At 48.2% G+C, this 24,018-nt stretch carries 16 protein-coding genes; 7 read left to right on the top strand and 9 right to left on the bottom strand.

Annotated elements, in window-relative coordinates; translation table 11 throughout:
* Nucleotides 1-13: 13 nt before the first annotated feature.
* The 4 genes from WBJ53_RS21050 (at nucleotide 14) to WBJ53_RS21035 (ending at nucleotide 3,644) form a co-directional block, all read left to right on the top strand.
* Nucleotides 14-1,585, top strand: a complete 1,572-nt coding sequence (locus tag WBJ53_RS21050) for a protein phosphatase 2C domain-containing protein (RefSeq protein ID WP_338869789.1) — start codon at nucleotides 14-16, stop codon at nucleotides 1,583-1,585.
* Nucleotides 1,586-1,599: 14 nt separating this feature from the next.
* Nucleotides 1,600-2,355, top strand: coding sequence for a caspase family protein (locus WBJ53_RS21045; protein ID WP_338869787.1), 756 nt, complete (start codon nucleotides 1,600-1,602; stop codon nucleotides 2,353-2,355).
* Nucleotides 2,356-2,482: 127 nt separating this feature from the next.
* A complete protein-coding gene (locus tag WBJ53_RS21040) occupies nucleotides 2,483-3,073 on the top strand; it encodes a sigma-70 family RNA polymerase sigma factor (RefSeq protein ID WP_338869785.1) in 591 nt (196 codons plus the stop codon).
* Between the two features lie 67 nt (nucleotides 3,074-3,140).
* Nucleotides 3,141-3,644: a hypothetical protein gene (locus tag WBJ53_RS21035; protein WP_338869783.1), complete on the top strand. Its 504-nt coding sequence runs from the start codon at nucleotides 3,141-3,143 to the stop codon at nucleotides 3,642-3,644.
* 321 nt (nucleotides 3,645-3,965) lie between these two features.
* Here WBJ53_RS21035 and WBJ53_RS21030 read toward each other — a convergent pair whose 3' ends face one another.
* From WBJ53_RS21030 to WBJ53_RS21015, 4 genes are all read right to left on the bottom strand, one after another.
* A complete protein-coding gene (locus WBJ53_RS21030; protein WP_338869781.1) occupies nucleotides 3,966-4,367 on the bottom strand; it encodes a DUF5684 domain-containing protein in 402 nt (133 codons plus the stop codon).
* Between the two features lie 8 nt (nucleotides 4,368-4,375).
* Nucleotides 4,376-5,800, bottom strand: coding sequence for a protein kinase (locus tag WBJ53_RS21025; protein WP_338869779.1), 1,425 nt, complete (start codon nucleotides 5,798-5,800; stop codon nucleotides 4,376-4,378).
* Nucleotides 5,801-6,162: 362 nt separating this feature from the next.
* The gene (locus WBJ53_RS21020; protein WP_338869777.1) at nucleotides 6,163-7,041 is read right to left on the bottom strand and encodes an N-acetylmuramoyl-L-alanine amidase-like domain-containing protein; all 879 of its coding nucleotides are present in this window, start codon (nucleotides 7,039-7,041) and stop codon (nucleotides 6,163-6,165) included.
* Between the two features lie 63 nt (nucleotides 7,042-7,104).
* Complete coding sequence (locus WBJ53_RS21015) at nucleotides 7,105-8,826, bottom strand: alpha-amylase family protein (protein WP_338869775.1); 1,722 nt, start codon at nucleotides 8,824-8,826, stop codon at nucleotides 7,105-7,107.
* 152 nt (nucleotides 8,827-8,978) lie between these two features.
* Between WBJ53_RS21015 and WBJ53_RS21010 the strand changes: the two genes are divergently transcribed.
* Together WBJ53_RS21010 and WBJ53_RS21005 are read left to right on the top strand one after the other, a co-directional pair.
* A complete protein-coding gene (locus tag WBJ53_RS21010) occupies nucleotides 8,979-10,853 on the top strand; it encodes a glycoside hydrolase family 13 protein (RefSeq protein WP_338869773.1) in 1,875 nt (624 codons plus the stop codon).
* A 108-nt stretch (nucleotides 10,854-10,961) separates the two neighbouring features.
* Entirely contained in the window at nucleotides 10,962-12,554 is a 1,593-nt protein-coding gene (locus WBJ53_RS21005) for an ATP-binding protein (protein ID WP_338869771.1), read from the top strand.
* An 81-nt stretch (nucleotides 12,555-12,635) separates the two neighbouring features.
* Here the strand turns inward: WBJ53_RS21005 and creD are convergent, their stop codons facing one another.
* Nucleotides 12,636-14,018, bottom strand: coding sequence for a cell envelope integrity protein CreD (creD, locus tag WBJ53_RS21000; RefSeq protein WP_338869769.1), 1,383 nt, complete (start codon nucleotides 14,016-14,018; stop codon nucleotides 12,636-12,638).
* A gap of 119 nt (nucleotides 14,019-14,137) precedes the next feature.
* On the opposite strand from creD, the gene pgmB reads away from it, so the two are divergent.
* Nucleotides 14,138-14,791 carry a beta-phosphoglucomutase gene (gene pgmB / locus WBJ53_RS20995; RefSeq protein WP_338869768.1) on the top strand — a complete coding sequence of 218 codons (654 nt, stop codon included), beginning with the start codon at nucleotides 14,138-14,140 and terminating at the stop codon, nucleotides 14,789-14,791.
* Between the two features lie 79 nt (nucleotides 14,792-14,870).
* Here pgmB and WBJ53_RS20990 read toward each other — a convergent pair whose 3' ends face one another.
* The 4 genes from WBJ53_RS20990 to WBJ53_RS20975 all read right to left on the bottom strand — a co-directional run bounded on the left by WBJ53_RS20990 (nucleotide 14,871) and on the right by WBJ53_RS20975 (nucleotide 23,812).
* Entirely contained in the window at nucleotides 14,871-17,402 is a 2,532-nt protein-coding gene (locus WBJ53_RS20990) for a DUF5686 family protein (RefSeq protein ID WP_338869766.1), read from the bottom strand.
* Between the two features lie 373 nt (nucleotides 17,403-17,775).
* The gene (locus WBJ53_RS20985; protein WP_338869764.1) at nucleotides 17,776-19,368 is read right to left on the bottom strand and encodes a hypothetical protein; all 1,593 of its coding nucleotides are present in this window, start codon (nucleotides 19,366-19,368) and stop codon (nucleotides 17,776-17,778) included.
* A gap of 239 nt (nucleotides 19,369-19,607) precedes the next feature.
* The gene (locus WBJ53_RS20980) at nucleotides 19,608-21,530 is read right to left on the bottom strand and encodes a hypothetical protein (protein WP_338869762.1); all 1,923 of its coding nucleotides are present in this window, start codon (nucleotides 21,528-21,530) and stop codon (nucleotides 19,608-19,610) included.
* Nucleotides 21,531-22,030: 500 nt separating this feature from the next.
* Nucleotides 22,031-23,812, bottom strand: coding sequence for a hypothetical protein (locus WBJ53_RS20975; RefSeq protein WP_338869760.1), 1,782 nt, complete (start codon nucleotides 23,810-23,812; stop codon nucleotides 22,031-22,033).
* Nucleotides 23,813-24,018 lie beyond the last annotated feature (206 nt).

The following is a 24,018-nucleotide window of genomic DNA, read 5'->3' as shown; positions in this document are numbered from 1 at the left end:
TCGGCACACGTCAATGAAACTGTCAATTCACCAACCGTTAGGGTATTCTTATCAGGGGGGACGCAGCAACAACGAAGATACTGTATTTCCGGTTGCCGATAGCGCAACGCAGCAACAGCGGTGGTTTATGGTATGCGATGGAGTGGGCGGAGCCGCCCGTGGCGAAATAGCCAGCCATATTGCAGTTGAAGGGTTTAACAACTATTTCGTTCAGAATCCTGAACCGGTGGCAACCCCCAACTATATTCAGACGGCTCTGGATTGGGTGCAGGCACAGTTCGACGATTACCTGGCCCGGCATCCAGAAGCAATCGGTATGGCCACTACGCTTACATTGCTCTTTTTGCATGAAGCAGGGGCAACCGTAGCTCATATTGGCGACAGCCGCGTTTATCATGTGCGCCATGGGCGCATAATCTGGCGTACAGAAGATCATTCGCTGGTCAACCAGTTGGTGAGAACGGGAATTATAACGCCCGAAGAGGCCCGCGACCATCCGCAGCGTAATGTAATCGAGCGTGCTATTCAAGGGAACAGTAAAGCCATAAAAGCCGATGTTCAGCTCATCAATGACGTTCGGCCGGGCGACTATTTTTTCCTCTGTACGGATGGCGTGCTGGAACGGGTAAGCGACGAGTTGCTGGAGAATGTGTTGGGTGGCCAGTCAACCAACGAACAGAAAAAACAACTCCTGATCGATTGCTGCGCCGGAAAGACCAACGATAATTTTTCGGCCTATCTGGTTCAGATCGACACGGTAAGTGGCGATGTACCCGAAGCGTATCGCGTGCCAGTACCCATTTACGACCGGCCCAAAATATCGACCGACGAAACGGTAGCGGTAGTCGCTGTCGATTCGAAACATACTAAATCCATTCCGGAGAATGAGTCTGGGGCAGCAGCCAAAGTTGAGCCGGTGTTCAGGCCACAGCAGCAGGGAGAGCAAAAAGACAGGAAGCGATCAATTGATGTTAATTCACTATCTATATTATTGATCATTGCATTTCTGGCTTCGCTATTGACGATGGGAGGGCTATCGGCCTACAAATGGTGGATAAAGCCGCCGAAAAAAACGCAGACCGGAAAGGTTCAGCAGGGGGCCGACAATCAGACACTACATAATGGCCTGCCTTCTACCAATAAACCAAAGCCTAAACGGAAACCGGCTGCCGAACTTCCGAAAGATCCCAATCTGGCCGCGACCGAAGGTATTTATCAGGCAATTGAGCAAGGTAACGATCAGGTCGAGCTGACCGAGCATCTCTATAAAAAACGAACTGACGAAGGATGGGTGCTGGTCGATGAAAAAGGCCATCGGCAGGGAGCCAGCCTATATGACGAAATCCGTGAACCCAGCGATAAGCTAATTGCCGTGAAACAGAAAGGCAAATGGGGCTACATCAACCTGAAAGGAAAAACGGCAATAACCTGTCAATACGACAATGCGGCTGATTTTGAGGATGGTAAAGCACTCGTTATGCTGAAAGAAGAAGAGTATTATATCGACAGAAAAGGAAATAAACTGGGCGCCAATGCGTCGGCAATACGTAAGAACACGCCCGATAAACGGAATTATTCAGCCTAAGTTCCTCTACGACTATGAAATGGTTTTTTGTAAGTGCGCTGATGCTGGGGGCAACTACCAGCCTATTGGCCCAGCAAACCTATGCGGTTGTGGTTGGCGTGTCGGATTACATCGGTGTTCAGAACGATCTGCACTTTGCCGATGCCGATGCCCGATTGGTTAGCGAGTTTCTTCGCAGTTCGCACGGAGGTAGTGTACCCGCTAATCACATCATCACCCTGACTAATGGGCAGGCTACCCATGCCAATGTGCTTCGGGCACTTCGGGTTTTTGAACTGGCAGGCCCTAACGATCGAATTATTTTCCATTTTTCCGGACACGGCATGGACGGTACGTTTTTTACGGCCGAAGGGCAGGAATTATTACACGAGGAACTGAAAGCTGCTTTCCGGAGATCGGCTGCCAAAACCAAAATTGTGTGGGCCGATGCCTGCCATTCCGGTAGCATTCGGCAGTCGTCGGTAAGGCAGCCGATTAGCCGTCAGGCCTACAATCAATTTAATGATCCGTCGCTAACGATTATCGTTATGGCATCGTCGCGGCCCTATCAAAACTCGGGCGAATATGGCTACCTGCGGCAGGGGGCTTTCACTTACTTTCTGGTAAAAGGCGCCCAGGGTGATGCCGACCTGAATCGGGATGGCGTAGTGACCATTGGCGAGCATTATCGCTACGTAAATATGTGGGTACGGAAAGTGACCCACAATGCACAGATTCCAATCATAACCGGTAAGTTTTCCAACTCATTGCCAATCACGGTTTTGTACTGATTATGTGTGTGTCTGGGCTTCGGTCTGGAGCCGTTCCACGGCCCAAATGAGTGCAACAGAGAACCGTGGAATGGCTCCAGACCAAAGTCCTGCGTATAGTGAATGTACTTTTATTTACCTGAACAGTATGGTTCTTCCCGCCAATCCGTGTAGTGCTTTCTCGACCGATGAATTGCTTTATGCAGGTTTAAAAAACAACGACGACCGTGCCTACGCCTGCCTGTATGCCCAAACGTTTCGCTCCTTTGCGCACTATGTACAAACCAATCAGGGTTCAGCCGAGCAGGCACAGGATGCATTTCAGCAGGGAATTGCTGAGTTCTACGTAGCCGTCAGATCTGGTCGCTATCAATTATCGCAGACAGCCCGCCTGAAAAGCGTGCTGTTTGAGTTTTGTAAGCGTAAATGGATCAACGAAGTGCAAAGTGCCCGGTATCGGAAAACCCAAACCGTAGAGGTTTTTGTTGATCAGAAAGACGACGATTTATCCGACGACCTGATTGCTTTTTCCGAGAATGTTAGCCGGGTAACTTATCTGCTCAACCGAATGGGCGAAAACTGTCGGCGCGTAATCGATCTGTTTTATCTTCAGGGAAAACCGCTGGCCGAAATCGCTCAGATAATGAACTATACCCCTCAGACAGCCCGCACAAAACGGTACGAATGTACCGAACAGTTAAAACGAATGTTCTGGGGAACCGTTAAAACCAGTAGCTGACATAGTCAAAGAACTTAACCCTACCCGGTAGGTTTAAAAAGTACAGCTACATAAACATTGTTGTGTTATGGCATTAAGCGAAGCAGAATTCGACCGAATTGACGCCTTTCTGGACGGGAGTCTTCCGACCGACGAGCGTCGGCAGATGGAAGAAGATATGGCCCAAAACAGCGAGTTACAGCGAGCTGTTGACGAACATCGGGTCATCTGGGAAGGTTTGCAGGTGCCAGTAGCCGTCGAGTATTTCCAGGCAATGCATACGCAGCTTGACGAACAGGGTTGGTTGCAGTACGACGATATCTGGGTGGAGGTGGAGCCATCGGATGATGATCATGGATCGCCGTTGCCGGAACATCATCATGTAGGCCATACCGACGAACCCGAAGTGTTTGTTGCCGATGAGTCAACTAATAAGCAGGATACAACGGAACATACCCTCGACGTATCGGTTACCGATGTGTCGGACGGCGAGCACATCCCGCAGCATACCGACATGTCCCACAACTGGGATGCTCCTGTTGATCCTGAACTTCCCCATACGCCTACGGGTGATTCGGACGATTTTCTGTAGAAGCTCATCTGGGAAAGACGCTTGCTTTTGTTCATTTTCTGAGAGATGTATAGCGCCGGAGCTTTCTTACAAAAACGTCGGCCCCCCCCCCGAAAAACTGACCGATCGGTGCATGGTCGGTTTTGGCATTTTTATAAGAAAAGCCCATAATAATAAGTCTCTGGTAATGGCCATGTATAGGGCTAACTACCAGAGACTTATTATTATGGGCGAGACTGGCAAGGCCTTGTTAAAGAGCAGGTTAGCTAACTAAATAGCTTCTGAAATTTAGTGCCAGGTTGTTCGTAAGTCGCCAGTCTTTTCACGCAATGTTCTCGCTTTTCAGGCTGGCTTTGCCCGAAACGTGGCATCGCCCCAGGCTAGTTTGGGATAAAAAATAAATGGCAACACGAGCAGCCCAAGGGCGAAGCCTTCGCTTTTGCCGAATCGCTTACCGAGGAGGTTAAGAATCCAAACGCCAAACACAATATTGACGTACGGGGTCAATAGCAGAAACAACCACCACCAGGGTTTTTCGACAATTCGGAGCAGTGTAAGCGTATTATAGATAGGTACAATGGCTGCCCAGCCCGGCTCTCCTGCTTTTTGAAAGGTTTTCCAGAGCGCCGTAATGATAACGCCCACCACTAACAAACATCCGGTACCAATCAGCATCATGCTCAGTTGAGCCATCATACGAGAGGTGCTATCGTAGTAATATTGTAGTAAAATAATGGTTTTCATAGTAATTTTTAGCTAAAGTAAGAGCGTATATCCATGTTTGAAGGGGGCATTTCGTTGTATCCATAGTAATCGGAGCTACTGTAGCCTGGAGCAAAGAAACCGTTCGACACCAGACTCAGTAGAAATAGCCCTACGATGATCAGGATCAGGCCAACCGTAACGATAATGTAAACCTGCCGAAGTATGGTTACCGCTTGAATGGATTTTTCGAGCGTGTTGGGGGCGATGGGATCAGGATTGAGTTTAGGAAAAGGTTCGGGATCAGGTGCTGAGGCCAATAGGGGGGAAAGACGATAGTCATCGCCATGAAGTTCGACACGGGAAGCCTGCCCCTGTTTTCGAACCAATGCCTGGTAGCCCTGAACGTCGGTAATGGAATCGTATTCGACCGGAAGCACCAGATTTCCGGAAGCACTGAGTAAACCCCATGAGCGACCCCGCCTGACAGCTGCATATCCTTCGCTATAGGCACGCTGCTCGTCGTACGATGATGATTTAGCCGGTGGTAACGAATCATCAATAAGCTCGGCCGACGAATAGGTTGTCGGCGAAAATATACGGAGTAGCTCATCGGCACTACGAATCCGCTGGTCGACATCGCGGATCAGGCATTGCCGGATCATGGTTTGATAGGGTTCCTGAATCTGGCTAAACTGCGATGGAATTTCAACATTGTTGATGCGCTGAATAATTTGCGAACGTTCGGTTTCTGAACCTGCGCCACTATCGCCAATAAACGGCTTCTGGCCAATCATGAGCTCATACAGAATAACCCCAAAGGCCCAGAGGTCGACGTTGAAGCGCATCCGATTGTTGGCCAGTTGTTCGGGCGCCATATAATAGACCGAACCGCCAACGGTCGAATTCAAAAAAGCGGTCGATGTGGCAGTCAGTTCGTTGCCCCGAACAACTTTGCTGAGGCCGAAATCCGTTATCAGTGGTACGTAGGTACCGTAGGGTGTCCGGGTAATCAGGATGTTCTGGGGTTTCAGATCACGATGAGCCATCTGATGGCGATGCAGATGAGCCAAGCCATTCAGGATTCCGTCAATCAGGGCATCTTTTTCGCCCTGATTCAGGTTTTTTTTTCGAAGCAGTTCGGCCAGATTGCCTTCCCGGTAATAGTTGAGAACGGCAATGTCGATAACCCCATAAACAGTCGTAAATCGTTCACAGAACTCATAACGGGCAATGTTGGCGTGTCGGGGCAACTGATTGGCCAGCTCAACCTCCCGCTGGAGCGACAAATCGCGCTGCTCGGCTCTGACGGGCGATACCTTTATGGCCACCCACTGATTTTCAATTGTATCCCATCCTTTGAAAACAGCCCCGAAGCCGCCTTCGCCAAGGCGGCCGAATTCTTCTTCGTGTTCTGGGGCGCTGAGTTTACCGGGGTCGTAATGATACCGTTTGCGAAATTCTTCGTAAGTCATCGGTGAAGAGGATTTATAATCAGCTTCGGGCTCGTTATACTAAAATTCTACCCGCTTATTACTTTATCCGAATGACCCGCAAAGCGTCAATGGCTAATCGAAAAAAAATAAGAGGATAGGTACGGAAAATGGCCTGCTAAACAACTGACGTCCAATTGCCGACAGTACATAAATCTACGTTAAAAATAAATTGTATCCTCTGATAATGAGCCGACTAGTATGCAAAATGATTCATTGTTTTTTCTCGTTGCGCCTGTGCCATTGAGCGCTGATAAAAACAAAGCCAACGCCCTTTTCAGGATATGATTTTGGTTCGAGATCATATCCTGAAAAGGGCGTTGGCCGTAATTGAACTGGAAGGCTTAGTGTCCGCCGTTGATCGAGGCCGTTGCTACTGTATTGGCCGGGCGCAACCGCGCAACGCGAATGCCCGACAGCCGTTTGTGCGAGAAAACATAATCGCTCAGTGGGTAAGCGGTAATAACCACCTCGCCCTGTTCCGACGACGCATGGAGCAGATGAATGCGCCCATTCGGTTGCCGAACGGCAAAGCCAACGTGTTTCATATCGAGGCCAGGCCGGGCTGCGGTCAGCATTACAATGTCGCCTTCGCGCAACTGCGATTCCGCCTGACGGATATTCTTTTTAGGAATAAAATGAAACGGTTGCTGGCTCAGTTCTGATTCGGCCAGAGCTACCTGTTTATAAATGGCGGGATCGGTCAGGCGGGGATATTTGTAGGTTGCCGTTGTCATGTACGAAACGGGTTTAGCAACCACAATGCTTCCCGGCATATCGCGCGTAACATCCAGAATTAATCCTTTACGCTCATTATCGCGCAGCCAATCCGAAAAATAATGCAATCGGCTTGCGTAGCCATCAATACGCCCGTCGCGGTAGCGAAGTTTGGTCAGAAATTTCCGAAAAGTCTGATCCAGTGCTGTCGAATTGTTTTTGTCGGGCAGTTCGTGCCAGGACAGGGCAAGTGCCAGAACGGTTTCAACATAGGTTGTGCAGTCAAACTCCCGAACATTGACCACCAGTTGCTCGGTTTGGTTTTCGTCGAGCGTGTGAGCTACATAAGGTCGTCCTATAAGTTGTTTCCCGATGTTGACGACTGTTTCGGCAGGTGTTCTGCCACCGGCAATAGTTACTGCTTTCAGGTCATCGGGAGCACTCTCCTGAGCCAGCAGCGCTGCTGGTGTTAGAAGCAGAAAAAAGGCAGTAAACAGGTTTATCATCTAAGGGCCAATCGTTTAGGTTACTACAGTAGAGACGGTGAGCAGGCTGGAAAGTAGCGCTGCCTAGGGTTTAATTTCTAAAACTAACACACTCTGGGGAGAAAGTAACACAGGAACACCGGCTTTCCCAACGGTTTCTATAGTGGTGGTGGTCAGAAACAGATCCGTAAAATGCAATGTCCGATTTGGGTCCAGTCCCATTAGGCTGAATACGGCCGCCGGAATGTTTATGGTTGTTTCGTAGGTATTGTGGTTCGAAAAATTGCAGACGATCAGTAGTTTTTGTCGGTCGGTATAGCGTAGGTAGCTATAGAGCTGATGGGCGTCGTAGCCCGCACTTTGCCCGTTATCGTTGACATACTGAAGGTCATAAAAATAGCCGTTCTGGATAGCGTCGGAGCCATTAACCAGGTAATTCAGTTGCTGGTAAAATGCCCGGAGCCGCTGCTGGTTGTCGGACAGCCCCAGGCCGTCGTAGCGACCATGATTAATCCAGCCCTGCCATTCGGGCAAACCCCAGTAGTCGAATATTGTTGTTCGTCCATCGTCGCCACTGAACCCTTCGCTACCCTCGGCCCGTACGCCAATTTCCTGACCAAAATACAACAGATAAGGCCCCGTGTGCATTGTTGCCGATAGCGTCATTGCCGGTATGGCCGCCCAGGGATCATTGGCAAAAAAACGCGATGCTATCCGCTGTTCGTCGTGCGTTTCGAGGAACCGCAGCATATGCTGGGCATAATCGCCGGATTGTTGTTGCCACACGCGGGTAAGGTCATAGCAGGACCCGTGGCCTTCCATCAGTGCCCGCAGCGAATCATATAAGCCTACCTTATCGTAGAGGTAATCGAAACCACCCTCAAAAATGAAGGGACGGTATAGGCCCGGATCGTAGATTTCGGCAATAAAAATCAGTCCGGGATATTGCTGCCGAACTCTGGCAATGGCCCAGTGCCAGAATTCTACCGGAACCAGATGGGCCATGTCGCACCGGAAACCGTCGATCCCTTTGCCACACCAGAACAGCAATATATCGAGCATCTGATGCCAGGTTGCCGGAATGGGGTTGAAATTCAGACTGCCGTCGAAAACGTTGAAACCGTAATTGAGCTTTACGGTTTCATACCAGTCGTTGATGTCGGGTGCTGCCGTGAGGGAGCCACTCCCCGTTATTTTAGCCGGAAACTCATGTAATCGAACCGACGATGACTCCTCCCCATTTTCGGGTGCTACAAACGTTTCGCCTGGCAGGTAATAAAAATTGTTGTTGATCGAGAACCGAACCGACGTATCGTCGTTTTGCCCCAGGTCAATTACCGAATCAGGCTTTACATCAGAACGATACTGGCGGGCAACATGATTCGGCACAAAATCGATGATCACTTTCAGGCCATGTACGTGCGTACGTTCGACCAGTGCTTCGAACTCAGCCATTCGGTCGGGGACATTTACCGCCAGATCAGGGTCGACATCGTAGTAGTCTTTAACGGCATAAGGCGATCCAGCACGCCCTTTCACTACGGCCGGATCGTCGGGCTGAATCCCGTAGGCAGAGTAATCGGTCTGGGTAGCATGTTCCAGAATGCCTGTGTACCAGATGTGCGATGCGCCCAGTCGCTTAATAGACCGCAGGGCCTCGTCGTTGATGTCGTTGAATTTCCCGACACCGTTTTCGTCGCGGCTGCCGTACGAACGATTCGTGGTGTTTTGATTGCCAAACAGGCGCGTAAAAATCTGGTAAATAATCAGTTTGTCCATTACTGGAACAACAGACGTTGTATTCATAGCGCCAGATAAGTGTGCGAACGGAACGGGTTGTATTTCTATATGCAAAATTATGGCCTTTTTCGGCGAAAAACTTGGGTTATTTTTGCGTTCTTGTTGCATTATTCCCCGATTATTCGGACTGAAAGCGATTAGCTACAACTGCCCACTCTATGAAAAAATCGATTTTAAGCCTGATTATTATGCTCCAGTTGGTAGGCTCTGGAGTTCTTGCACAGCAGGCGGCAATTCAACGGATCAACCCAACCAACTGGTGGGTGGGTATGAAAAATCCGAACCTGCAGTTGCTCGTTTACGGGCCAGATGCCGGTTCGTTGACGTATACGATCAACTATCCGGGTGTGCGTCTCCTGAAAACCCATACCGCCGAAAACCCCAATTATGCGTTTCTGGATCTGACCATTTCTCCTGCCACTAAACCCGGAACGATTAAGATTGTGGGCAAACGGGGTAGCCAGATGCTCACCCAGCCTTTTGTTCTGAAAGCCCGCGACAAATCGCCCAAAGGGCAAGGCGTTACGGCGGCCGATTTTATTTACCTGGCCATGCCCGACCGGTTTGCCAATGGCGACGAAAGCAACGATAAGTTTGCTGATATGGCCGACTCCAATGCCGACCGGGCGAACCCCTTCTATCGGCACGGTGGCGACCTGGCAGGCGCTGCCCAACATCTCGATTATCTGAAAGATCTCGGCGTAACGGCCATCTGGTTTACACCCGTTCTGGAAAACAATCAGCCACTCACCAACGAAGGCGGGGCCATGCGGTCGGCCTATCATGGATATGGCTTTACCGATCATTATGCCATCGATAAACGTCTGGGAGGCAATGAAGCCTACAAAGCCTTTGTGAAAAAAGCCCACGACGCTGGTTTTCGGGTTGTACAGGACGCGGTGTATAACCACGTTGGGGTTAATCACTGGATTCTGAAAGATTTGCCCATGAAAAACTGGTTGCATCAGTGGCCAACCTATACTAACACATCCTACAAATACCAGTCGGTGACCGACCCGCACGGGGCTGAACGCGATCGGCACGTGATGCTCGACGGCTGGTTCGTTCCCTTTTTGCCCGATTTGAATCAGAGCAATCCGTTTGTTGCTAATTTTCTGATTCAACACGCGCTCTGGTCAGTGGAAAATTTTGGCGTGGATGCCTGGCGGGTCGACACGTATATGTACAATGATCAGCCGTTTATGAATCGTTGCAATCAGGCATTGCTCGACGAGTATCCGAAGATTCACATCTTTGGCGAATCGTGGGTAAATAATGTTGTCGATCAGGCCTATTATACGCGCAATAAGATCGACTTCCCGTTTAAGTCGAATCAGCCGGGCGGCCTCGACTTTGTGCTCTATAGCTCAATGCTGGATGCGCTGAAACAAAAATTTAGCTGGGACGATGGCGTAAACCGGTTTTATCAGGCACTGGCTCAGGATGCTGTTTATCAGGACCCTACCCGGCTGGTTACCTTCCTGGATAACCATGATACCGACCGTTTTCTGTCGGTTATTGGCGACGATCTGGATAAATATAAAATCGGGATTACCTGGCTGCTTACTACCCGCGGCATTCCGTCGCTGTATTACGGAACCGAAATTCTGATGAAAAATTTTAAAGACCCGTCGGATGCCGAAGTGCGTCGCGATTTTCCGGGCGGATTTCCGGGCGATAAGGAAAATAAATTTGAAACCGCCGGCCGCACCGACCGCGAAAATGAGGCTTTTCAGTTTGTTCGGAAACTGGCTACGTACCGACGCAATACACCGGCTTTGCATTCGGGAAAGCTGATGCAGTTTTTGCCGCAGGATGGAACGTATGTTTATTTTCGCTACGACGGAGCTAAAACAGTGATGGTAGCCACAAATACCAATGATAAAGAACTACGGCTGGACACAAGCCGCTTTGCCGAACGAATGAACGGGTATTCGTCGGCTCGTAATGTACTGACCGACCAGTCTATTGGCGATCTGAAACAGATTAATCTGCCCGCCAAATCAGCGCTGGTGTTGGAGTTGATCAACTAACTGATTGTCTCTGATTCCATGAACATAGTGAAACTGTTTATAGGTATTCTGTAAACAGTTTCGTATTTTTATATATCTCTTCCTCGCATTTTTTCACTCAAAACCCTTATGAATCGGTTGAAGACTGCTGACCAGTCATTGCCAAAAACGCAGCCTGAAACTGAGCGCCAGTATTTACCCGAAGAGGTTCAGTTAGCCTTGTCGGCTTTTGATGCTGCCCTGAATAGCATTGTTTCTATGACTGCCATTCGGGATGCCAATGGGAAGGTTGTTGATTTCAGGCTTCAAACGGCCAACCGGGCTGTTGAGCAAAGTTTGTTTCGAAAGCCAGAAGACATTATCGGAACACGATTGCTCGAAACGTTTCCCGGTAATGTAGAATCGGGCTTGTTTGCTGTGTATGTACGGGTGCTGGAGACTGGCCAGAGTGAGCGGTTAATTCAATACTATAGCGACAAAAATGGCCTGGAAGCCTGGTTTGAGGTGTCGGCCGCACAGTTGAGCCCCGATGGGGTAGTGGTCACCTTCATGAATATAACGGCTCCTAGGCGAGCCGAACATCAGTTAGCCCATCAGGCCGAGTTGCTGCATGCTATCCTGGATAATGCGCAGGCGGCTCTTTCGCTTCATACATCCATACGCGACGAACACGGGCACATTTGCGATTTCAGAACGGTGTTGGCCAATCCGCAATGCATAGCAATGTGGGGCGATTTGGCCGAATCGATCCTGGCGAAACCGTTTTCGGAAGTAGCAACGCCAACGCAGAAAATTGACGATTTCCCGAAGTATGTACGGGTTGTAGAAACGGGCGAACCCGACACGACCGAATTTCCTATTGATGACCAATGGTGGATTCGGATCACGACTAAAGCGGGCGATGGGGTCGTGATTGCCAATCTGAACGTTACCGAAAACCGTCGGTACCAACAGCAGCTCGAAGCGGCCAACCGGGAGCTGAAACGCTCGAACGAAAACCTTCAGTCGTTTGCCTACATTGCCAGTCATGATTTGCAGGAACCGCTGCGGAAGATTCAGTCGTTTGGCGATATGCTGAACGATCGATATTCGGCTAAACTTGGGCCGGAAGGTGGCGAACTGATTAGCCGAATGCAGGCAGCCGCCAGCCGAATGTCGCTACTGATTCGGGACCTGCTCGACTATTCCCGAATTTCATCGCAGCGAAATGCGTTTCGTTCGTTTGCTCTGGCAAAACTTCTCGATGATATAATTGAAGACCTTTGGCATCCGATTCAGGAATCGAAAGCCCGAATTGAACTGGCCGAGCTCCCCGAATTGATCGGCGATCGGCTTCAGTTGCGCCAGTTGTTTCAGAATCTATTGTCGAATGCACTGAAATTTTACCGAACCGATGCGTCTGGGTTGCCGATACCACCCCTTATACGAGTGTCGTCGCGGTTGATGACTCCCGAGGAGCTACCCAAAGAGCTTGCAAAAGATTTGCGGCTCGATCGGGCTTACTGGACCATCGATGTTACTGATAATGGTATTGGTTTTGAACAGCACTATGCCGAACAGATTTTTCAGGTTTTTCAGCGGTTACACACCCGGCAGCAGTTTTCGGGGACCGGAATTGGTCTGGCTGTTGTCAAAAAAGTTGTTGAGCAACACGATGGTGCTATCCGCGCCCAGAGCCGTCCGGGAGAGGGAACAACATTTACGGTTTATCTGCCCGCTTAATTCGATTGTCCACAGAGGGCACAAAGAATCAACCCGAACGATCAATTCTCTGTGCCTTTGTAGACAATTAAATCTAGTGGCTCAGGCCGTTGTTTCGGCCGCCTGATAGGTTTGATACCAGTTTACGTGCCGGGTCAGATACATCGTCACGCTCAGAATCAGCAACAGGCCAAAACTGCCCAGCAACAGGGAGTAATCTTCCAGTTGGAGGAGCGAATAAAAGAAGCCATATAACAAGGCCAGAATGGCACTGAAAAGAATGGTTAAGCGTGTATTCTGAAACACATAGCGTACATAGAACGTAATCAGCGCCAGCACAAGACAACCACCAATGAGGTAGGCCCAGTCGAACGAGGTGTATTCGGAAATGGACAGCAGCAGCAGATAAAACAGACAGATTGCAAACCCAACCAGCAGGTACTGAACGGGGTGAATGCGTCGGCGATCAAGAATTTCGATGAAGAAAAACGACACAAATGTCAGAATGACGAATAAGATCCCATACTTGGCCGAACGCATCGTTTTCTGGTATTCATCGATCGGGATGAGCAGTTTTACGCCAAAGGCCGACGCGTCGCTGAACGACTGCGAATCGGGTTTCTTTAAAAAATCGCCCATACCCTGCTGGGGAAAATTGCGATTGAACTCCAGCACTTTCCACGAAGCCTGAAAGCCATCTGCCTTAACAACTCGCTTGTCGGGCAGATAGGCACCCGTAAAACTTGGAGTAGCCCAGGGCGATTTGAGGCTAATCCGGGTTTCTTTACCGAAGGGCAAAAAGCTAAGCTGAGTACTTCCGTTCAGGTTCAGCTTGGTTTCAAATATATAGTTATCGGCGTCCAACTTGATGGGAGCGGTGACCCCTGCCATCAGAATATCGCTGCTGGGAATGCCCGGTTCGGCCGATAGAACCTGATTGTTCACTTTCATTTTAATGCCATCCCGAATCCCCTTCATATCACTTACGCCCAGCGAGAGGAATGCCTTATCCCAGTGGGCCAGCCCGGCATCTTCGGCTATTCCCAGCGAAGCCAGTGATGGTTTTCGGAAGCTACCCCGTATGGTAAGCTGCGAGTTATAAAGCATGACAACAAAAATGCCCCGGCTCCGCTTTTCTGGCTTGATTTCGCCGTCTACCTGCAGATCGTCTGGAAAAAAGTGCAGATACGTGCTTATCCGCTCAATCTGACCGTTGGCTGCAGTTATTACGCGTTCGTAGGGAACCGACAGAATGGGCCCACCAATTACCTGCTCAGCTCCCCATTTATTGCTTACTTCGGCTACGGCAGCGTTTCGTGTCATTTCGCGTTCGCTAATTAACGATTGTAGCATCCCGTTAGGAATCAGGAGCACCAGAACAAGAAAGCCAATAACGGCCAGTTTAAGCATAGTTGATGTACGAATCCAGCGATTAACACGGTCCAGCACTGAGCCTGGAACTTGGGAGTCAGTTGTCTCTTTCATGATTTTACTTTTAAAAGTACTTTGTGATGCAAAGTAAAATCAATTGATTTGAATTTTACAACTTCCCGAAATAAATATTGATCTTCTACCTTTGTAGCCTATTCTGTGATTCGCTTCTAATGAGTTCTATCAAAGCATTTCTGTTTGATCTCGACGGTGTCATTGTCGATACCGCTATTTACCATTATCAGGCCTGGAAACGGCTTGCCAACGAACTCGGCTTCGATATTTCGGAAGAGTTTAACGAACGGCTGAAAGGCGTTAGCCGTACCGAATCGCTGGATATCATTCTGGCGCACGGTGGACTGACGCTGCCGGATGAGAAAAAAGCCGAATTGGCCGCTCAAAAAAATCAGTGGTATCTCGAACTTGTCAGTCGAATGACTTCTGAGGATATTCTGCCGGGCGTGGCTACTTTCTTCGCACAGGTGCGTAAAGCTAATTTATTAACGGCTCTCGGGTCGGTCAGTAAGAATGCCCCCTTGATTCTGGAGCGCATTGGCATGACCGATGCGTTCGATGCCATTATCGATGGTACAAAAATTACCAAAGGCAAGCCCGACCCCGAAGTGTTTACGAAAGGGGCAGCCGAACTAGGCGTCAGTCCATCAGAATGTGTGGTGTTTGAAGATGCCGTTGCGGGAGTTGAAGCCGGAAAGCGGGGCAAAATGTTTGTGGTCGGTATAGGGTCTCCTGATGTGCTTACCCAGGCCGATATGGTAGCCCCATCGCTTGAGTTCCTAACCGTGGAGCAGGTGCTGGAACGTTTGTAGTTTATGGTTTATGGTTTATGGTTGCGCTGCCAGAGCAGGTTGTATGCTGATAGGCGAAGCAACCATAAACCATAAACGGTTAAAACGCCAGCCAGCCGGAGAGTTTGATGGCGAATGGTGTAACGGGAATACCTGTTCGGGAAATATTGTCGCGATAGGTCAGGCGGTGAATAGCGTCGACGCGTAATACTTTAAAGATATTGTCGATACCATAGCCAACCTCAATGTAAGGTGTTCGGGTGAGCGAGCTAAATCCTTCAACAGTACGGCCCTGCTCATCGGTAGCCGGAATCATGTTCAGGTTAGCGGAGGAAACACTACCGGCCAGAATTTTTGCCGTAATGAGTTCACGCCATTTCAGCCGACGCAGGAGCGGGACCCGATTGAAAAATAAGCCGCCAAAATTATGCTCAAATTGTGCCGAAGCCCAGCGGTCGGTCACAAACTCGAAATAATTCATCAGGTTGTAGGCATTACCGACGTAGAACGACGATTCGTTACCCAGTGGGGTGTAGAGCAACGGATAGGGTACGGTCGATGGAATCATACCTGCGCCCAGCGTGTAGTAGGTTCGACCCAGAATGCCCATTCGGAACGAGTGTTTCATCGTGAGAGCAATTCGGTGGTAGGTAAAATCACCCCCCAATACATCGCGGAGGCCCAGTGTGTAGCGTAATGTGAAAATTGGTTTACGGACGGCTCCGGTACTTAGCCTCACGTTATCGTTCTGCAGAATCAGTTCATCGGGTGCAAAACGGGTTTCTGAAATCAGTTCTGTAACCTGATAGCTGTCGCGAATGGTCTGGTCGTTATCGTGGGCCTGTGGCTGGAAGGCAAACGGAAACAACGGTTCGAACGTACGGTTTCGCATGGCCAGCGTTTGAGTGAAGCCCCGGCCCATTTCGCGTCGGAAATAAACCAGGTTTTCTTCCTGAAAATAGGGTCGTCGGATGGTGCCGAAACGGGAGTAAGCCGCAAACAGCGAGTTGTTACCAATATTATCCGACGAAATACCCACCCGTTCGAGGTCATAGCTTCGCCGGGCACCGATCACCGTCCAGGGTTTACGGCGAATGATATATTCGATGTTTGCGCTATACTTAAACGTCTGGTCGAGCGTCCCGTAGGCGAGGTAGCCACTAATCAGCCATTTCCGGCTGAAGCCAGTGTTGGTACGCATACCCAGCCGGAAACGGTTGCCTTCAACCGTGTTGTTGGCATATGAATACAAAATGGGGCCAAGGTCAATGTGGAGTTTATCGATCGGTTTGTAGCCCAGTACGCCAAGTTTTATAATCTCACCCGCTACTTTAACGAACGGAACATTCCGTACTGAGTCAACTACGCGCATCGCCCGCCATTCGTTGGGTGATAGGGAATCCGGGCGAACATTTTTCCAGAAAGTTGGGTCCGCTTCGCGGTAGTCGTCGGCCAGCTCGATCGATGGATCGTAGAAACTAACCTCTTTGGGATCATTAGCAATAATATTGCGAGCCGTAGCAAAAAAACGGATCAGAGCACCGGGCGCTTTGGGGGTTGGCTGATCTGTATCGATCGTAACGACCGTTTGGGTTGGAAACCGGGTTCCGGTAATTGTTTTTTCCCAGTTTTGCTCAATGTGGAGTTCATCGACAAAATTGATATTGGCCCGTTTATCAACCCGCGCATCAATCTGCGCCAGCGCCATGTTCAGTGTATCGATCCAGACCGTACCGGCAAAAGCCAGATCGGTAGCGCGTTTGGGCGTGAACTCGATTTCGTAACAAACAGCATCACTTACTTCGACCGTGTCTTTGAGCCGGAATGTATAAACGGTTTCCCATTGTGTACCGATTGGCGACGGAATATCTTTTCGGAGTACGTATAACGAATTCCGATAGAAATTATACTGCTGAAACGATGCTCCGGTCAACTGGGCAATCAGTCCACCATCGGTAATGCCGACCCCCGTTGCCCGTGATTTCTGAACTATTTCTTTTACTTTTTCGGGCCGGGTACGTGCGTAAAAATTAGAGAATGTTTCCGAAATAAAAACCGGCACGGCAGGCAGACCCTTATCGTCGGTTATGGCCGGGAGCTTGCCGAGCAGTCGGTTGAGTGGGCCGGGCTTTCGGTTTTTCTTCGTTTTCTGCCCAAAGTTGTTGATATACCCTTCAATTTTGGTATAGCTATCGTACTGATATGCCGACAGTTGCGCAGGGTTAAACTGGTCGCGCCGACGAACCGTTTCGCGAATGACACGGTAGGCGGGGTCGCCCCCTTTGGCGTATACTTTTACTTCCTGGAGTTTGGTAGCTGTTGATAAAAGCTGGGCATCAATGGTTTGGGTAGCCACCTGTGCCAGCGCAAAAGAGCGTGTCTGATAGCCCAGGCTCAGCACCTGAATTGAATCGGTAAGTTGTTTGGCACGGATGAGGTAGCGGCCATCAGCATCTGATGTGGCACCATTCGATAGGCCTTTTAAGGCAATACTGGCGAACGGAATGCCTTCGCCGGTAGCGGCATCGGTCACCCGTCCACTAATGGTGTAAGCAGTTTGGGCTGCCGTCAGCAACGGCCATCCAGCAGCAAGAAGGCAGAAGACAACGAAAGTCCGTAGTGGTGCAGTCATTTAGTGGTTTTGTAGATATCTACCATTTTCTCCTAACTGTCAGGTAGTCAACAAAGTTTACTAATACTTGAAAAATTATATAAAATCGTTGAATTGGCCGATAACTTTATTGGCACTAACCAGAATAGCAGTTATGACGGAGTGAGAATCCGTTTGTCATAGTCAATACGTCTATTTATTTGATAGTGTTGCAGTAGCCTTCTGGATGTTTCGAGGGGTTGATAGTGTTGAATAGCAGCCTAAAAAAAAATACCCGCTGGAATAGGATTATTCCGGCGGGTAGCCACATTAGAAGAGTACAAGTATCCATAAAATAAGCGGTCGACCCAGTTCTGAAGCAACTGGGTCGACCGCTGGTCTTCAACGGAAGGATTTACTGGTTATCGGGATTGTTAACGCCGAAATAAACCATTTCAACCACTTCGCCCGGCGGAATCACCGGGCCTTCCAGATTGTGGGTAATTTCGAATTGCTGGATTACGCCCTGCCAGTATTGATTACCGCTAAAGGAGAGTTTATAGGTGTGCATCTGCCCATCATTTATGACCGTAAAGGGTAGCGATTGCTGAATTTGATTTCGAACTCCACGCGGGAAACGAATGGCATTTTGATTGGGATAATTGGCATCAACGCCGTCGGCGGCCTGACCATCAATCAACCAGGTTACTCTCAACTGGGTTTCGGGGCCAGAGTAGCGCATACGAATATAAATCGTATTAAAATCCGACGATTTCCAACTGCCCCAGGGCGAAATCAGTTTCGTGCCCCGTGCGCTGAGTGGCTGCCCCGGATCGGCTTTACCATCGTAGGTTACCGTCCAGTTATCGACCTGGAAAGGCTCTTTCTGATCATGTCCACCATCCTGAATGAACCAGCCATTGCGGCCATGGCTTTTGGTAAACGCAAAGTCTGGTTTGTCGGTCCGAGCCTGACTATACGCATATTGGCGAATTTCACTCTCGTTGCCCACCACATAAGTATACTCTTTAAGCCAGGTATTATCGGAGTCAATATGAATCATTGGGTGATGGCCGGTATAGGTTATTGTGCGACCGTCTTCCGAATTGCTTCCTGAGATGATATCCGATACGTTATAGCCAACATGGTGGAAATTGGGGCCGGTTATTCCGATCAGGCGGGTTTCGCCATTTGTGTTCGAGCCGATTTCGGTGGCCATCCAGGGTTCGGTAACCTGAAAAGGGGTGAGCTGATGCAAAATGTACGTCCCATCGTTTAACCGACGCTCAATACCATCACTTTTGGTAGTCGATGCCATTGTAAATGGCGACGATCCATTATAGAAGTGAACAATCCGTGCACCGTTGATCATCATGAACGGCCATTCCTGCGAGTAGGCTCTATAGAATGTTTTGTCGCCCCGCTGGTGCGTTAACCGAACTTTTACAATTACTTTATTTCCACTCAGTTTAACCCACTGTTCATAGTAGAATTCCAGTAATCTGTTGTCGATATGCGCCCAGCTATTGCATTGATATTTGGTGTAGATATAGCCATTTACGGACCCGTGGAAGAGCAGTTTCGCCGGATTTCCGCCTGAGTCGCCCGCCTGAAGCGGGTTATAGCCTGTACGCCAGTAAGGAGCATCGTCCGAAAAGCTATCCGGTCCCGTATAGGAACTCATTCCCGATTCCCGGCCTAAATCGAAAAAGTTAATTAAGTTTTGCCTGGTTACTTTATCGTAGATTTGAACAGAACCGCCATAGTTTTTTCTGACTTCTATTCGTAACACATCCGATTCCTGAACATCCGTTTGCCCAACGGGTTTACCCGACACGACTGTTGAGTTATAACTGTTCCAATCCGATTGGCTGGCTGGAACAGGATAGGTGAATGGATCGTCGGATGGAGGTGTTTCTGGCCGTTGACCAAACCGTTGGAAATTGAGTTCAACACATCCGGGACAAGGTGAGTTTTGAGCCCAGGCTGCTGATAAATAAGCATTCACTAAGACACAATGACAAACAAAAACAAGAATATTAGTGAACAATTTATTTTTTCCGTAAACACTTTTTTTATTCATAAACACGGGCGTTATCCTCCTGGTTGTGGTCAAAAAGCGTGCCAATATTCAGAATAAAGCATAACCGTTTACTTGTGCATTTTTTAGGAAAACTATTAGTGATAGTAATCTAAAATAATAAAAAAGTAAACTAGTTGATCCATGTAGCTATCGCAGCCAGATGATTAGTTTTGATATAGCTGGTTTTTTGCCGCGTTCGGTGCCGAATTGGCCGACAGGCGATAAATTCGTTGGCTAATTGCGAATGATGGGTTAACGGTTACTGGAAATTGGTAGTCTGTTAAAATACGAAACGATTTTATTCGGGCTGTTTTTGGTTGTTTTCCTGCTGATTGCCAGTATAGGCTTAACTCCTTCGGAGTGCGGCAATGCAGAGGAAAAAGTAAGCCATCTTTTACTAGTGGCAGAGCTGTACGGTAATAGGCTCGTTCTCCAGTTTGATAGGTTAGTTCAAGGGTAAGTCGGGGTGGTTGAAATAACATTCGTGATAAAATTCCACCTATCCGATAAGTCCCCTTAATTTGCCATAACTGCATAGTCGTAGAATCACTCGGAACATCTATTTGCTCGTTGAACCGACCCGACATTTGCGTGTTGCTAAGGAGCGTAAGCGTCAATGGAACGGCCCGCCGTTGGAGCAGCAGCCAGTCTTTGGTAGTAGCACTAAGCTGATAGGTTTGTAATAGTGCTAATTTGGTACGGGTTTCATCGGCAAATGGATCTCGATTATCCGTTGCATCCATCGTTAATAATACATAGTCAGGTGCTCGCGAAGACAAAAAATATGTTGCATTCAGCGAGTCCAGATAGGTATCGGTAACCTGATAGGTTTGGATGACGGGTCTGGGTGTATAATGAAGTTGATTAGCATAAAGCAGCGAAATGTCATAAGGTATAATATCCACCCGTTTATTACGAAGCTGCGTAAGCCAAGTATGCGGCCAGGGGGTAGTAATATCAGAAAGAGAGGGATACTGGGGGTGCATTATATCTTTCCCATAAGCAATCCACTGCGGAAGCCATTGATAAAGAACGCCGGCCTCCCAATGATAAGGTGCTACCAGAGGGGTAGTAAGGGCGATCAAGACAATTGGAACGATAGCGATTCGACGAAATAAGTGAGTATGACAAAATAGTGTTATCAGACCAAAGGGTAGTAGAGCATATTTAAAGAATAGACTTATGTGACCAGCATCGGCCCGTACAAAACCCTCCTTAAACAGGACAAATAACTGTAAGGTAACCAGGAAAACTAATAGCCCATCCTGTTTCCAGGTTTCGAGCAGTTTTCTCTGTTGCCAGATACGCCAGATAGCATAAATAAACAGGGCTACCGTTAACGCCAAAATCAGTATAGTTAGTTTTAAGGCTCTTTTTTCCTGCAATACATACATCACATCGTTATAGGAGTCAATCAAATGCCATTGGGCTACTAAAAACGGATAGAGGTCTACGGGTAAACAATACGTACTGAGCCCGAGCACAACAAGCATTCCACAAACAGTTACCAAACCTGCAAGTCTGTCTGTTGCCCAAAGCGAGATGCCATATAGGGTAACGCTTAACAAACTAATCAACCCCACATTCGCTTTTAGATAAAACGTTAGGACGGCCAGTCCTATGGCAACTGCCAATGCCCAGCGACTATTGGTACGCAGATGGTAAGCGAGGTAAAAGAGAACAAAAAAGTAGAACCAAAATGGCGTTTCAGTACTAGCGCATTGTTTATGAATAACGATCAGGACAAGCAGCACCAGACTTCGCCAAAGACCTGGCTGCGTACCAACAGCCAGCCACATAACTACAATTATATTTGCCAGCCAAAGTGCATCAAATAAAACAATAGCCCACTCAGGAGCAAAAATAGGTAATCGGGTAACTAACCAGCTAAGTGGGCCGTAAGTAAAAACAAACTCCGTACCATGGATTAATCCTGACTGATGAACAAGTTGAATGGCTATAGCCCAGGAGCCATCTAAACCGGCTAAAGGTGTGTTATAAACGGTCCACCGATCAAAGATCAGTAAGGTGAAAAAAAATGAAATCCAGAAACGCAGTGCGAAATGCTTTTGACGAGTAAATGGCATGGGTAGGAAATACACTACAAGTGAATTTTTTTAGTATAATATAATTCTATTATTGTAGAGACAAATATATTTCTAATATTCTTTTACGTATAAAAAATGACTGATTATCTGATAGAAAAGTTAGATTGATTGTTAATAAGTAAATAGAGTCACAATAGGTATATCCTGTTGGCAGGATGATATGCTAGCCATAAACAAGTCTTGACGATACATTTAAGTCGGCTAAGTCGGTAATGGGAACACCTGCATCAATAAAGTTGGGAATCGGTTGCTATTCCCTTAACGTTGGCATTTGCTCTTGGGCTGATCAATTGTATTTTACCCGGATATTACCATCTGGCAATAAATGTGCTGGTTTGGTAAAAATCCGCTGAAGCTATCACTAAGCTAAGAAATAGCCCATTTTATCAGTTAGTTGTGAAGTTGTATAAAAGGGATGAGTTTGATGGCTTGCCAAAGAGGTAAACTAAAGCACATCGGTATTGAACTAGTACAAGTAATTATTGATAGTGGTTTATACTTGAAATTGCCAACACCTGCTCACTAGTTACCTGATGCCATTGATTACCATCAGACCAGACTAAGGCTGGCTTATAGGTAGCTGGCGGTAATTGATCTTCGTAGATCCAAACCAGATTGTTGGCCCAATCCGTTTTTCCAGTTATTAACGACTGAGCGAGCTTATTGACAGTGCGGTTAATAGGCCAGATAAACGTGTGCTCATTCGACGTTAATTGCAGATAGTACTGGTGTGCATCAAAAAGAGCCAATGCTGGCAGGGTCGAATCAATCGTTAGAGAGTGAATCTGGCGGTCGCCGAGGGTAAATGTGCTGTCTTTTGCGATAAAACCAGATGCCGAAACTACCTGGGAGGATATAGTATGAATGGGTGATTCTGGTAGCCGGTAAACACCTTTCTGAATGGCAGTCTGTAGTACTTCACTGTAAAAGTGGTCATGCTCGCGCGTATTGGGGGGTAATGAAACAAGCATACCCGTTTCGCGCCAGTCGTGCGTATCGCTTAACAGCGATTGCCGTACAGCCATAACCTCGCCGAGGTTCAGTCGGTATGAAAAAACATTGAACAGTACCGCTAAACCAAGAAAAATCCGGCTAACACGTGTGCGGTACGATGTCGACAGCGAGAGCAACAGAAGCAGATAAATAACAGCAAAGGCTATGTTCGTAAACCAAACATAACGCGGTAGCAGCAAGCCCTGATACCAGCCTGTACTGCGGGCAACAGCCACACCCAGCAGCGTAATGAGGGCATATAAACAGCAGGCTGTTAGCACTAAAAATGGGCTTCCTGCCATTGATTCGGGCCGGTTCTGATCAAGCCAGTGCCGAAAACGAACAGGAAACCGACTCAGAATGCGGGTCAACTGGGTATACTGTAAAACGCCTAACCCAAGAATAACCGCCGTACATAAGCTAATGCCAATACCAATCAGGCTTAAGATAATGGTAGATTGTGTGAACAACAATCCCATTGAACCAACCATCAGAAAGAATCCGGCTAAAATACGAACCGGGTGCATGAGGTTACTGCCTACTTCGGGCGAATGGCTGGCGTGATGGATATACACATAAATTCCCAGGCTCACGACCGCGAATAGCCCCCACATAATCAGACGCCTGCGGTTGTTGAGAGCAAGTAGCAACAGAAACCCTACAGCCAGTATGGCCAGACCATTTCCATTCGAAAAAATGCCCAGAAAGGCAAGCGGAAAGCTCGCAAAAAAGGCTTTGGTCGAAGAACGACTCAGTAGGTCGAATGACCAGAACGCGAAAAAGAGGGCAGGCATGTGCTGCAAGGCACAAATGGCCCACGTCAGCGTATTTTCGTACGACTGGGGCTGGAACAGAATGAAAACTACCGGCAAAAACTGAATCGGTTGCAGCCCTCCCCGTCGGGCTTGCCGAAAGAGTAGCCAGGCAGTTCCGAGAAATGTCAGATTCCCTACAAAAAAAAGGGTTCGGAAATGTAAGGTGCCTTCAAGCCAATAGTCGACAAATACGGCTAATCGGGCAAAGAAAATGATGTGTTCGCCATGCGGAAAAAACAAACGGCGGAGGTATTCCGACAGCGGAAATCCTCCCTGTTTCCAACTGAGACAGTCTAGCAGAAACGTGTAATCGTCGATATAAGGAATGTTGACGGTGAAGCGGTAAACTATCCAGACGTGAATAAGAACAGGAATGGACAGTATCGCATACCAGCTAAGGTGAATGGGGGGAGTTTTATCTTTTAGATTAGCTTGAGAAGGTGCAGAAACCATACGTTGAGAAATTGTACAGAAGGCTTAATAGTTCATTTGTTGGTCAAAACAAGTGAGTTATAGCCTATAAAAGAGTGTTTGAGGGTTGGTTTGGTATAACAAACTTAGTTGATTTTACTCTTTTGTATGCTGTTTCGATCCGTTGTTGTTCTGAAGCAACCGTGAAGACTCCCAAATTGCAGCTCAGATCATCCAATCACGGGTTT

Origin of the sequence: Spirosoma sp. SC4-14, from assembly GCF_037201965.1 — a bacterium.
Classification (GTDB): Bacteria; Bacteroidota; Bacteroidia; order Cytophagales; family Spirosomataceae; genus Spirosoma.
The sequence above is the reverse complement of the archived record's forward strand: the minus strand, read 5'-3'. Positions and strand labels throughout refer to the sequence as shown.

Bases quoted from the DNA above. Each gene is read 5' to 3' on its own strand.
- WBJ53_RS21050 (WP_338869789.1), top strand. From the start codon at position 14: ATGAAACTGTCAATTCACCAACCGTTAGGGTATTCTTATCAGGGGGGA.
- WBJ53_RS21045 (WP_338869787.1), top strand. From the start codon at position 1,600: ATGAAATGGTTTTTTGTAAGTGCGCTGATGCTGGGGGCAACTACCAGC.
- WBJ53_RS21040 (WP_338869785.1), top strand. From the start codon at position 2,483: ATGGTTCTTCCCGCCAATCCGTGTAGTGCTTTCTCGACCGATGAATTG.
- WBJ53_RS21035 (WP_338869783.1), top strand. From the start codon at position 3,141: ATGGCATTAAGCGAAGCAGAATTCGACCGAATTGACGCCTTTCTGGAC.
- WBJ53_RS21030 (WP_338869781.1), bottom strand. From the start codon at position 4,367: ATGAAAACCATTATTTTACTACAATATTACTACGATAGCACCTCTCGT.
- WBJ53_RS21025 (WP_338869779.1), bottom strand. From the start codon at position 5,800: ATGACTTACGAAGAATTTCGCAAACGGTATCATTACGACCCCGGTAAA.
- WBJ53_RS21020 (WP_338869777.1), bottom strand. From the start codon at position 7,041: ATGATAAACCTGTTTACTGCCTTTTTTCTGCTTCTAACACCAGCAGCG.
- WBJ53_RS21015 (WP_338869775.1), bottom strand. From the start codon at position 8,826: ATGAATACAACGTCTGTTGTTCCAGTAATGGACAAACTGATTATTTAC.
- WBJ53_RS21010 (WP_338869773.1), top strand. From the start codon at position 8,979: ATGAAAAAATCGATTTTAAGCCTGATTATTATGCTCCAGTTGGTAGGC.
- WBJ53_RS21005 (WP_338869771.1), top strand. From the start codon at position 10,962: ATGAATCGGTTGAAGACTGCTGACCAGTCATTGCCAAAAACGCAGCCT.
- creD (WP_338869769.1), bottom strand. From the start codon at position 14,018: ATGAAAGAGACAACTGACTCCCAAGTTCCAGGCTCAGTGCTGGACCGT.
- pgmB (WP_338869768.1), top strand. From the start codon at position 14,138: ATGAGTTCTATCAAAGCATTTCTGTTTGATCTCGACGGTGTCATTGTC.
- WBJ53_RS20990 (WP_338869766.1), bottom strand. From the start codon at position 17,402: ATGACTGCACCACTACGGACTTTCGTTGTCTTCTGCCTTCTTGCTGCT.
- WBJ53_RS20980 (WP_338869762.1), bottom strand. From the start codon at position 21,530: ATGCCATTTACTCGTCAAAAGCATTTCGCACTGCGTTTCTGGATTTCA.
- WBJ53_RS20975 (WP_338869760.1), bottom strand. From the start codon at position 23,812: ATGGTTTCTGCACCTTCTCAAGCTAATCTAAAAGATAAAACTCCCCCC.